The following is an 11,237-nucleotide window of genomic DNA, read 5'->3' on the forward strand; positions in this document are numbered from 1 at the left end:
CATCGTCCTTCGAAAAGAAAATACAGGATGAGGGCAAGGAAAAAGAGCGATCGTCCCGACTTGAGTCGGTCCAATCGCTCTTTTTTCTGTCCACGCTCGGATAGAGCGGAGGTTTTTCAGTGCCCTCCTCCGAGGAGGATGGGGTTGCGTGGCGTCATTAGCGTGTCATAACCTTATCGATGAGACCGTAGTCTTTCGCTTGGTCGGCTGCCATGAAGTAGTCGCGCTCTGTATCGCGCTCGATGACTTCAAGTGGCTGGCCTGTGTTATCAGCCATGATTTGGTTCAATTTCTCACGCATTTTGATGATGCGCTCGGCATGGATTTTGATGTCCGATGCTTGGCCTTGCGTACCGCCGAGCGGTTGGTGAATCATGATCTCCGCGTTCGGAAGTGCGAAGCGTTTGCCTTTTTCACCGGCTTGGAGCAAGAAGGCACCCATCGATGCGGCCATTCCGATACAAATCGTCGACACGTTCGGCTTGATGAAGTTCATCGTGTCATAAATCGCCATTCCGGAAGTGATCGAACCACCCGGGCTGTTGATGTAAAGCGAGATGTCCTTATCTGGGTCCTCGGCTGCAAGGAAGAGTAGTTGAGCGACGATCGAGTTGGCGACGTTGTCGTCAATCGCACTTCCGAGCAAGATGATGCGGTCTTTGAGCAAGCGTGAGTAAATATCGTACGCGCGTTCCCCGCGACCTGTTTGTTCGATAACTGTTGGAATTAACATTGAATCTGCCTCCTTTATGTAGGTTGTAAACATATCATACCGCTATAGTCAATGTTGGTCAAACGATAGTCATCGTTTTTGACCTATTCCACGGTTTGAGGATTCTAAAACGACAAAAGAGGCCAGGCATTTGCCTGACCTCTTTCTTTGATACACCCGGAGAGATTCGAACTCCCGACACCTGGCACCGGAAACCAGTGCTCTATCCCCTGAGCTACGGGTGCATGTTCTTTGACACGATTTATTATACATTTGTTTTTTTAAAAAAGCAATCCTGTTCGTCTCACTTTTTTTTGAGCGCGTTTTCCCGCCTTTCGTTACAATAAGAAGCGAGAGGGGTGTGACCGATGCAACGGCAAGAACAACAACAGCTTCAAACACAACAGCTGACCCAGGATATGGTGCGGCGTCTGCCGATTCTCGAGGCGGACCGGACCGCGATCGCATTTCAGCTTGGGCGGTTGTCCAAACGGAATCCGAACATCGCCACGGGGAACGGTACGGTCGAATGGGTGGCCGACACGGCGAGCGGATTCGAGGCGCGATTGTTCGAACAAATCGAGGAAGGAAGCGGGAACGAGATTCAAAAACAGCTGCAAAAGCAACTCGTCATGGCGCTCGACCATCGTGGCCTATTACCGGAGAGCGACTTCGTGCTCGCTCATCGGTTCGGGGCTGACGTGGCGGACATTGAGGTGGCACGGCAGGCGCTCTTATTTTTAGAACCGACGGGGATCGGGGCGAAAAACGAGCGTGACTGCCAATATCGGCACGCCATCGAACATGATGATCCGCTCGTCTTAGACGTGTTCGAGGCAATCGACGCGCACGTGGATGACATCCCGGGACGACTCGACATCCCGGCTGCCGAGTTCGAGCGGGTGACGCGTATCGTGGCGACATTACCAAAAACACCAATATTATATGAAGGAACCGAGCATGTCGTGCCGGAACTCGAAGTCGTCCGGCGTGACGGTGAGCTCGTGACGACATGGTTCAGCCCGACGCTCGATGTGGTACGCATCAAGGACGACCGCGAGGCGAAGTGGTGGCATGAGACGCTCGAGATGCGGAACGCGACGCTTCGTTCGGTATGGGCCGTCATCGCGGAACGCCAGGCGGACTGGCTCGACGGCAAGCTTGTCTTGCATCCGTTGACGCGGAAAGAAGTCGCCGAACAGATCGGCAAGCATGAGTCGACCGTCGGACGAGCGATTCAAGGGAAGTATGTGACGACCGAGGGCGGGGTCATGGCGTGGCGTCACTTTTTCGTCCGATCCACGGAGCACGGGCAATCGCCATTCATGGTGAAGAAGGCGCTCGCCGAACTGATTCAACAAGAGACATCGCCATTGAGCGATGCCGCGCTCACGCGGGAACTGGCCCGTATTGGCTATACAGTGACACGACGGACGGTGGCGAACTATCGGGAGGCGCTCGGTTTTGGAAACTCGCGGGAGCGGGAACGACAGTACTGGAAAGGAGGGGACTGACATGGTCCTGACGTTATATCGGCGTGCCAACTGTTCACTTTGCGAGGAGGCGCTCGTCATGCTCGAATGGCTCATGGAAGACTATCCGTTCGAACTCGAACAGATCGACATTACGGGCAACGAGGAACTCGAGGCGAAGTACTTGTTTGAGATCCCCGTCGTCTTACACGAGGGACGTGTCATTAGTCAAGGGCGATACGATGACAGTAAAGTTGAAGATTTTGTTAAGTATACGCTTACATCGAAAAAAAACGTTTGAAGGGGTTGCAAGACGGAAAGGTGATTGATAAGATGAAGTCGTAGCGGTGGGACGTAAATATAAAAGTGGGACAAAAAATGTCCATACTTTAAGTCGAGGGGGAATGAGTATGATCCAGCAGCTGATTCAAGTTCAGAAGCAAATCGTTCCCGACATGCTCGATACGCTCCGACATCGTTATGACATCTTACATTACGTCCGGTTGATGCAGCCAATTGGTCGCCGGACACTCGCCACAAGCCTCGGGCTGACGGAACGAATTCTAAGACGAGAAGTCGACTTTTTAAAAGACCAAGGTCTATTGATGGTCGCTACTCAAGGTATTTCCCTTACGGAATCGGGCCGAAACGTTCTCAGAGACTTGCACGAGGTCATGGGAGAGATCCTAGGGATTTCGGAAGTCGCACGAGTTCTCGAGCAAAAACTAGGCGTTCGCCAAGTCGTCATCGTACCGGGTGATTCCGACGAGACGTTTTGGGTCCAGCGAGATATCGGTCGGGCCGCCGTCACGCAACTGAAAGCGAGACTGGCACCTGACGACAATATCATCGCGGTCACAGGCGGGACGACGATGGCATCGGTTGCGGCCATGATGTCGCCCGATAAAAAAGAACGGCCGATGCATTTCGTACCGGCACGCGGCGGACTCGGAGAGACGCTTGAGTTACAGGCGAACACCGTCTGTTCTCGAATGGCCGACCGGGCCCATGCCGACTATCATTTACTCCACATTCCGGACGAGGTTTCGCAAGAGACGTTCGAGCGGATGGTGGAAGAACCTAGCATCAAAAATGTTCTGGAAATGATTAGAGCGGCGCGAATTGTGGTACATGGAATTGGTGAGGCGGAAACGATGGCAAAACGTCGTCACGCCACGCCGGAGCATTTGCGGATGATCGAACGGCATGATGCCGTCGCCGAAGCGTTCGGATATTATTTCAACGCCGAAGGTGAAATCGTTCATCGGGTCAAGACGGTCGGGATCCAATTAGAGGAGCTCGACGACATGGACACCGTCATCGCGGTCGCCGGAGGGAAATCGAAGGCACAAGCGATTGCCGCATATGCGAAACACACGCCAAACATCATCCTCGTCACAGACGAAGGTGCGGCGACAGAATTATTAACTCGTTATTAAAGAGTTGACCCCCGTTGGCTCTTCAATAAATAGCTTCTACCCTAAGGAGGAAATTAACTATGGCAGTAAAAGTTGGTATTAACGGATTTGGACGTATTGGTCGTTTGGCATTCCGCGAGATCATCAAAAACGAAGGAATCGAAGTTGTTGCAATCAACGACTTGACTGACACGAAGATGCTTGCTCACCTTCTCAAGTACGACACGACTCAAGGTCGTTTCGACGGAGACGTTGAAGTACACGACGATCACTTCCTCGTAAACGGCGAGAAAGTCATCACACTTGCTAACCGCAACCCAGAAGAACTTCCATGGGGCGAGCTCGGTGTTGACATCGTACTCGAATGTACTGGATTCTTCACAGACAAAGAAAAAGCGGAGCTTCACTTGAAAGCTGGCGCGAAAAAAGTTGTCATCTCGGCTCCAGCTACAGGTGACATGAAGACTGTTGTTTACAACACAAACCACGACATCCTCGATGGTACAGAGACAGTTATCTCTGGTGCTTCATGTACGACAAACTGCTTGGCGCCAATGGCGAAAGTTCTCCAAGACCAGTTCGGAATCATCGAAGGTCTCATGACAACGATCCACGCTTACACAGGCGACCAAAACACGCTTGACGCTCCACACCCGAAAGGCGACTTCCGTCGTGCACGTGCGGCAGCAGCGAACATCGTACCGAACACAACTGGTGCGGCTAAAGCGATCGGCCTCGTTATCCCAGAACTTCAAGGTAAACTTGACGGTGCGGCACAACGTGTACCAGTTGCTACAGGTTCACTCACAGAGCTCGTAACAGTTCTTGAGAAAACTGTATCTGTTGACGAAATCAACGCAGCAATGAAAGCAGCAGCGAACGAGTCTTACGGTTACACTGAAGACGAAATCGTATCTTCTGACATCGTCGGAATCACTTACGGTTCACTCTTCGATGCTACGCAAACTAAAGTAATGACAGTTGGCGACAAGCAACTCGTTAAGACAGTTTCTTGGTACGACAACGAAATGTCTTACACTGCACAATTGGTTCGCACACTCAAGCACTTCGCTGAAATCGCGAAGTAAGTTCGTGAACTAAATAGAATCAAATAGGAGCGGAAACAAGAGATTGTTCTCCGCTCTATTTATGAAATTGACACGCACGACATATGGAGGCGAAGGTTATGAACAAACAGTCTATTCGTGACATCGATGTAAAAGGGAAACGCGTTTTTTGCCGCGTTGACTTCAACGTTCCACTCAAAGATCGCGTCATTCAAGATGAAACGCGGATCCAAGCGGCTCTTCCAACGATCAAGCACTTGATCGACGGCGGCGCGAAAGTCATTTTGGCGAGCCACCTCGGGCGTCCAAAAGGCGAGAAGAACCTCGAGTACTCACTCGCACCGGTCGCTAAACGTCTCGCTGAACTTCTCGGCAAAGATGTACCCCTCGTTGAAGAGGCGTACGGTCCAGTCGCAGAAGAAGCCGTTTCAAAACTTGGTGAAGGTGACGTCGTCGTTCTCGAGAACGTCCGTTTCTACCCTGGTGAAACGAAAAACGATCCAGAACTCGCGAAAGGTTTCGCGGCACTCGCTGATATCTTCGTCAACGACGCGTTCGGTGCGGCTCACCGTGCCCACGCTTCAACAGAAGGTATCGCGCAAAACGTGGACCACGCGGTGGCTGGTCTCTTGATGGAGAAAGAACTTGAAGTCCTCGGGAAGGCACTCTCGAATCCAGACCGTCCGTTCACGGCGATTATCGGCGGATCGAAAGTTGCTGACAAGATTGGGGTCATCGACCACCTTCTTGACATCGTTGACACACTCATCATCGGTGGCGGTCTCTCGTACACGTTCTCGAAAGCACTCGGGCACGAAGTCGGGACGTCACTCCTTGAAGAAGACAAGCTCGACCTCGCTCGTCAGTTCATGAAAAAAGCAGAAGACAAAGGCGTGAAATTCTTGATGCCGGTCGACTGTGTCATTGCGAAAGAATTCGGCGAAGAGACATACGTCGGACCAGTCGATATCGACTCGATCCCTGCGGATCACATGGGTCTTGATATCGGACCGAAGACAGTCGAAATTTACGCGGAAGCGATTCGCGAATCGAAACTTGTCGTTTGGAACGGACCGATGGGCGTATTCGAACTCGATAAGTACGCTAACGGAACGAAAGGTGTCGCTCAAGCACTCGCAGACAGCGACGCGTACTCAATCATCGGTGGTGGTGACTCAGCCGCGGCAGCAGCCAAGTTCGGCCTTGCTGATCAAATGAGCCACATCTCGACTGGTGGCGGCGCTTCACTCGAATTCATGGAAGGCAAGAAACTTCCAGGCGTCGAAGCGTTGAACGACAAGTAAAATAGAGGAGGGTTATCGATGCGTAAACCGATTATTGCAGGTAACTGGAAAATGAACAAAACACTCTCGGAAGCCGTCGCTTTCGTAGAGGAAGTAAAAAACAACATCCCGTCAACGGATAAAGTTGACGCGGCGATTGGTGCACCAGCAGTATTCTTGGCCCCAATGGTAGAAGCGGCTAAAGGATCGAACTTGAAGCTCAGTGCACAAAACATGTACGACAAAGACAGCGGGGCATACACAGGCGAAATCAGCCCGGCCATGGTCGCTGACCTCGGCGTGACATACGTCATCCTTGGACACTCAGAGCGTCGCGAATACTTCGGCGAATCTGATGCGTTCATCAACAGCAAAACGAAAAAAGCGTTCGAACACGGTCTTACGCCAATCGTTTGTGTCGGTGAAACATTAGAAGAGCGTGAAGGCGGCAAGTTCGAAGACGTCATCAAGACGCAAGTCGAAGGTGGCCTCGCGGACCTCTCAGCTGACCAAGTCAAACAACTCGTCATCGCGTACGAGCCAGTTTGGGCGATCGGCACTGGTAAATCAGCGGACGAAGCAGACGCGCAAAGCTCATGCAAATATGTTCGTGACGTGGTAAAAGGTCTTTACGGTGAAGACGTGGCGGCTGCGGTTCGCATCCAATACGGCGGTTCTGTAAAACCTGAGAACATCAAGGAGTATATGGCGCAAGAAGACATCGACGGCGCACTCGTCGGCGGTGCTTCACTTGAAGCTGCTTCGTTCCTCAAGTTGTTGGAGGCGATTTAAATGGCAAGACCAGTCGCCCTCATCATCTTGGATGGTTTTGGAATGCGGAACGAGACGTTCGGTAATGCGGTCGCTGCGGCGAACAAACCGAACTTCGACCGCTATTGGGAGCAGTATCCACATACGCTCTTGAACGCGAAAGGCGAGTACGTCGGCCTTCCGGAAGGTCAGATGGGGAACTCGGAAGTCGGTCACTTGAACATCGGTGCCGGCCGGGTCGTCTATCAGTCACTTTCACGCGTCAACAACGCCATCAAAGACCGTTCACTCTTCGACCGCCAAGCGATGAATCACTTGGCCGGACATGTGAAAAAGTATGATTCGAGCCTCCACATCATGGGCCTCGTCTCAGACGGTGGGATTCACTCGCACATCAACCACATGTACGCCATCGTTGAGTTCGCAAAACTTCATGGCATCGAAAAAGTATACATTCACGCTTTCACGGACGGCCGTGACTGTGATCCGAAATCAGGCGCTGGCTTCCTCGAACAGACGGAAGCGAAGCTTGCTGAACTCGGACTCGGTCAAGTCGCTAGCGTGTCTGGACGCTACTATGCCATGGACCGCGACAACCGTTGGGAACGCGTCGAGAAAGTATACGACGTGCTCGTCAACGCGAAAGGCGAAGTTGGTACGAATGCGGTCGACGTGCTTAAACAGTCGTACGCAGACGGCTTGACGGATGAATTCGTCTTACCGACGGTCATCGAGAAAGACGGACAACCGGTCGCGACGATCAAAGACAACGACGCGATTATGTTCTTCAACTTCCGTCCGGACCGGGCGATCGAGCTCGCGAAAGTGTTCAAAGAGAAGACCGGCTTCAAAGGCTTCGAACTTTCGAACGCACATCCAGAGAACATCTTGCTCGTCTCGATGACGAAGTTCTCAGATGAAATCGACACGGACATCGTCTTCCCACCGGAAGATTTGAAAAACACGCTCGGTGAGACTCTCGCCGCGCAAGGGTACAAACAGCTCCGCGCCGCGGAAACTGAGAAATACCCGCACGTCACGTTCTTCTTGAACGGACAACAAGAAACACCGTTCGCAGGGGAAGATCGTTTCCTCGTGCCGTCACCGAAAGTGGCGACGTACGACTTGCAGCCTGAAATGAGCGCATATGAGCTCACAGAAGGACTTTTGGAGCGCATCGAATCTGACGAATATGACGCGTATATCATCAACTACGCGAACCCGGACATGGTTGGCCATTCCGGTATGCTCGAACCGACGAAGAAAGCTGTCGAAGTCGTCGACGAATGCCTCGGTAAAGTAGTGGACGCACTCATTGCCAAAGGCGGCGCGGCGATCATCACGGCGGACCACGGGAACGCTGACCTCGTCACGAATCCGGACGGCTCACCGATGACGGCCCACACGACGGAACCTGTACCATGTATCGTCACGAAAGAAGGGGTGGAACTGAAACCAGTTCTCCAAGGCGCCTTGTGCGACCTCGCCCCGACGCTCCTTCACCTTCTCGGTGGAGAGCAACCGGCCGAAATGACCGGCACATCAATCGTCACGAAGTAACCCAAAAAAACTTTCCAAACAAAAAGGAGCGAATTTTCATGTCAATGATTACAGAAATTTACGCACGCGAGATTTTGGATTCACGCGGTAACCCAACAATCGAAGTAGAAGTCTTCACAGAAGACGGCGGTTTCGGCCGTGCCCTCGTCCCATCAGGCGCATCAACTGGTGAGCACGAAGCAGTTGAACTCCGTGATGGCGACAAGTCACGTTACCTTGGTAAAGGCGTACTCAAAGCCGTTGCTAACGTAAACGACACAATCGCACCAGAACTCATCGGCTACGATGTATTCGACCAAAACGCACTCGACAAGAAAATGATCGAGCTTGACGGTACAAAAAACAAAGGTAAACTCGGCGCAAACGCGATCCTTGGTGTATCAATGGCAGCAGCACACGCAGCAGCAGACGAGCTCGGCCTTCCACTTTACACGTACCTCGGTGGATTCAACGCCAAGACGCTTCCAACTCCAATGATGAACATCATCAACGGTGGTTCACACGCGGACAACAACGTTGACTTCCAAGAGTTCATGATCATGCCTGTTGGCGCGCCAACGTTCCGTGAAGCGCTCCGCATGGGTGCAGAAGTATTCCACGCCCTCAAATCAGTTCTCTCTGGTATGGGTCTTAACACAGCTGTCGGTGACGAAGGTGGTTTCGCACCAAACTTGAAGTCTAACGAAGAAGCAATCACAGTTATCCTTGAAGCGATCGAAAAAGCTGGTTACAAAGCTGGCGAAGACATCTACCTCGCAATGGACGTTGCATCGTCTGAGTTCTATGACAAGTCGACTGGCAAGTACGAACTCGCTGGCGAAGGCAAGTCAATGACAACTGCTGAGCTCGTAGACTTCTACGCTGAGCTCGTAAGCAAGTACCCAATCATCTCAATCGAAGACGGTTGCGACGAAAACGACTGGGACGGCTTCAAATTGCTCACTGACAAAATCGGTGACAAAGTTCAGCTCGTTGGGGATGACCTCTTCGTAACGAACACTGAGAAATTGGCTGAAGGTATCGAAAAAGGAATTTCGAACTCGATCCTCATCAAAGTTAACCAAATCGGTACGCTCACAGAAACATTCGACGCAATCGAAATGGCTAAAAAAGCTGGTTACACAGCTGTTATCTCACACCGTTCTGGTGAAACAGAAGATGCGACAATCGCGGACATCGCTGTTGCGACAAACGCTGGTCAAATCAAAACTGGTTCGCTCTCGCGTACAGACCGTATCGCGAAGTACAACCAACTTCTCCGCATCGAAGACATGCTCGGCGATGTAGCGAAATACGACGGCATCAAGTCGTTCTACAACCTCAAAAAATAATTGATGTTTTTCAGGTCCGCCTTGTGCGGGCCTGTTTTTTTGTGGCTGGATAAAGACGTTCATCAGACGGTGGCCGACTGAGTGGTCGTCAATCCGTCCTGGCGGCACCGATGCTTTCTGCAGGCAATCCCACGGAGCCTCCTCGCACTTCGTGCTTGCGGGGTCTCCGCGCGATTGCTTTCCTGCAAGAGTCACGGTGCCGCTTCGACGGGGCGGACGCTCTGTGTCGAGCCTCCTCGTCATCGACACCCCGTGCTGCTGTATACTGAACATGATATAGATGAAGTGGAGGGGAGTCGTATGGACCAATCGAATGAACAAGAAAAAAAGTTGAGTGGCGGGAACGTGTCGATTGTCTATAAAAACGAAAGGCGACGGAAGGCGATGCAGCATTCCAACACATGATCGATGAAGGGCACTATGACCACTATCAAGAAGAGTACCGGTTCATCGAGGGGCATGGACGGAAGTGGTTCTGAAATAGAATGTCAGAGGAGTGCTTGTCGACCAGTCATTCCGGGAATAGACTAGTGTAGGTAAAAGGAGGCGTTCGTCATGATGATCAGCGGTTTTCTCCTTCTTCTCATCGCAATCGGTGTCGGTGGTTGGTTCCTATACAAGGTTATGGAGGACTGGAAGTGGTCGTGACGTATGTCACGGCCGTTTTTTATATGGGTGAATCGGGAAAAATTGGGTATAATCAGATACAACACATAAAAAGGAGAGATGTCCATGAAACGTGTACGGAAAGCCATCATCCCGGCCGCTGGGCTCGGAACGCGCTTCTTGCCAGCGACGAAGGCGATGCCAAAAGAGATGCTCCCGATCGTCAACAAACCGACGATCCAATTCATCGTGGAAGAGGCCGTCGCCTCTGGCATCGAGGACATCATCATCGTGACCGGGAAGAACAAGCGCGCCATCGAGGACCATTTTGACCGGGCCATCGAGCTTGAACAGAACCTCGAGTCTAAAGGTAAGACGGAGCTCCTTGAGTCGGTCCGCCACTCGTCGAACCTCGCCAACATCCACTACATACGACAACAAGAGCCGAAAGGGCTTGGACACGCGATCTGGTGTGCTCGGAAGTTCATCGGTGACGAACCGTTTGCTGTTCTGCTCGGAGACGATATCATTGAGGCGGACGAACCAGCGACGAAGCAATTGATCGACCAGTACGAGCAAGTTGGGCGTTCAATCATCGGCGTCCAGCGCGTCCCGTATGAAATGACGAATCGATATGGTATAATTGACCCGCTTGCCGTCGAAGGGAAGCTCATTCCGGTGCGGACGTTCGTTGAAAAACCGCCCATCGGGAACGCCCCGTCGAACCTCGCCATCCTCGGTCGTTACATTTTGACGCCGGACGTCTTCGAGGCGTTATCAGCGCAAGAAATCGGAACGGGGGGCGAGATTCAACTGACGGACGCCATCGCCCGCTTGAATGAGGTGGAGACCGTCTACGCCTATGAATTTGACGGGCGTCGCTACGACGTAGGTGAACCAATTGGTTTTGTGGAGACGACCATCGCCTATGCGCTTTGCGACCCAGATTTAAAAGCCAACGTCCATACGCTACTGAAGCGCTTCGTGGACGAACTCGAACAACAGTAAGGTGTGTTA

10 protein-coding genes and 1 tRNA gene are annotated in these 11,237 nt (G+C 52.1%); 9 read left to right on the plus strand and 2 right to left on the minus strand.

Going from position 1 to position 11,237, the window contains the following annotated elements; translation table 11 throughout:
- Positions 1-157 precede the first annotated feature (157 nt).
- Together clpP and EVJ33_RS13115 are read right to left on the minus strand one after the other, a co-directional pair.
- Entirely contained in the window at positions 158-733 is a 576-nt protein-coding gene (gene clpP, locus EVJ33_RS13110) for an ATP-dependent Clp endopeptidase proteolytic subunit ClpP (RefSeq protein WP_131437833.1), read from the minus strand.
- A gap of 151 nt (positions 734-884) precedes the next feature.
- A tRNA-Arg gene (locus tag EVJ33_RS13115) sits at positions 885-957 on the minus strand.
- Positions 958-1,080: 123 nt separating this feature from the next.
- Between EVJ33_RS13115 and EVJ33_RS13120 the strand changes: the two genes are divergently transcribed.
- From EVJ33_RS13120 to galU, 9 genes are all read left to right on the plus strand, one after another.
- Positions 1,081-2,226 carry an RNA polymerase factor sigma-54 gene (locus tag EVJ33_RS13120; protein ID WP_131437835.1) on the plus strand — a complete coding sequence of 382 codons (1,146 nt, stop codon included), beginning with the start codon at positions 1,081-1,083 and terminating at the stop codon, positions 2,224-2,226.
- A gap of 1 nt (position 2,227) precedes the next feature.
- Complete coding sequence (locus tag EVJ33_RS13125; RefSeq protein WP_021065444.1) at positions 2,228-2,485, plus strand: glutaredoxin family protein; 258 nt, start codon at positions 2,228-2,230, stop codon at positions 2,483-2,485.
- A gap of 112 nt (positions 2,486-2,597) precedes the next feature.
- Positions 2,598-3,623: a sugar-binding transcriptional regulator gene (locus EVJ33_RS13130; RefSeq protein WP_201739717.1), complete on the plus strand. Its 1,026-nt coding sequence runs from the start codon at positions 2,598-2,600 to the stop codon at positions 3,621-3,623.
- Between the two features lie 59 nt (positions 3,624-3,682).
- The gene (gene gap, locus EVJ33_RS13135) at positions 3,683-4,690 is read left to right on the plus strand and encodes a type I glyceraldehyde-3-phosphate dehydrogenase (protein ID WP_021065446.1); all 1,008 of its coding nucleotides are present in this window, start codon (positions 3,683-3,685) and stop codon (positions 4,688-4,690) included.
- Between the two features lie 98 nt (positions 4,691-4,788).
- Complete coding sequence (locus EVJ33_RS13140) at positions 4,789-5,973, plus strand: phosphoglycerate kinase (protein WP_131437839.1); 1,185 nt, start codon at positions 4,789-4,791, stop codon at positions 5,971-5,973.
- Positions 5,974-5,991: 18 nt separating this feature from the next.
- On the plus strand, positions 5,992-6,744 hold the full coding sequence (tpiA, locus tag EVJ33_RS13145; RefSeq protein WP_131437841.1) for a triose-phosphate isomerase: 753 nt from the start codon (positions 5,992-5,994) through the stop codon (positions 6,742-6,744).
- Positions 6,745-8,283 (plus strand): 2,3-bisphosphoglycerate-independent phosphoglycerate mutase, encoded by a 1,539-nt coding sequence (gene gpmI, locus EVJ33_RS13150; RefSeq protein WP_131437843.1) that lies wholly within the window; start codon positions 6,745-6,747, stop codon positions 8,281-8,283.
- Positions 8,284-8,321: 38 nt separating this feature from the next.
- Positions 8,322-9,614 carry a phosphopyruvate hydratase gene (eno, locus tag EVJ33_RS13155; protein ID WP_021065450.1) on the plus strand — a complete coding sequence of 431 codons (1,293 nt, stop codon included), beginning with the start codon at positions 8,322-8,324 and terminating at the stop codon, positions 9,612-9,614.
- A 732-nt stretch (positions 9,615-10,346) separates the two neighbouring features.
- Complete coding sequence (gene galU, locus EVJ33_RS13165) at positions 10,347-11,228, plus strand: UTP--glucose-1-phosphate uridylyltransferase GalU (RefSeq protein WP_131437845.1); 882 nt, start codon at positions 10,347-10,349, stop codon at positions 11,226-11,228.
- Positions 11,229-11,237: the final 9 nt, after the last annotated feature.

Origin of the sequence: Exiguobacterium sp. SL-10 (assembly GCF_004337025.1) — a bacterium.
Lineage (GTDB): Bacteria > Bacillota > Bacilli > Exiguobacteriales > Exiguobacteriaceae > Exiguobacterium.

Coding starts and splice junctions, on each gene's coding strand:
- clpP (WP_131437833.1), bottom strand. CDS start 733: ATGTTAATTCCAACAGTTATCGAACAAACAGGTCGCGGGGAACGCGCG.
- eno (WP_021065450.1), top strand. CDS start 8,322: ATGTCAATGATTACAGAAATTTACGCACGCGAGATTTTGGATTCACGC.
- gap (WP_021065446.1), top strand. CDS start 3,683: ATGGCAGTAAAAGTTGGTATTAACGGATTTGGACGTATTGGTCGTTTG.
- galU (WP_131437845.1), top strand. CDS start 10,347: ATGAAACGTGTACGGAAAGCCATCATCCCGGCCGCTGGGCTCGGAACG.
- EVJ33_RS13120 (WP_131437835.1), top strand. CDS start 1,081: ATGCAACGGCAAGAACAACAACAGCTTCAAACACAACAGCTGACCCAG.
- EVJ33_RS13125 (WP_021065444.1), top strand. CDS start 2,228: ATGGTCCTGACGTTATATCGGCGTGCCAACTGTTCACTTTGCGAGGAG.
- gpmI (WP_131437843.1), top strand. CDS start 6,745: ATGGCAAGACCAGTCGCCCTCATCATCTTGGATGGTTTTGGAATGCGG.
- EVJ33_RS13140 (WP_131437839.1), top strand. CDS start 4,789: ATGAACAAACAGTCTATTCGTGACATCGATGTAAAAGGGAAACGCGTT.
- tpiA (WP_131437841.1), top strand. CDS start 5,992: ATGCGTAAACCGATTATTGCAGGTAACTGGAAAATGAACAAAACACTC.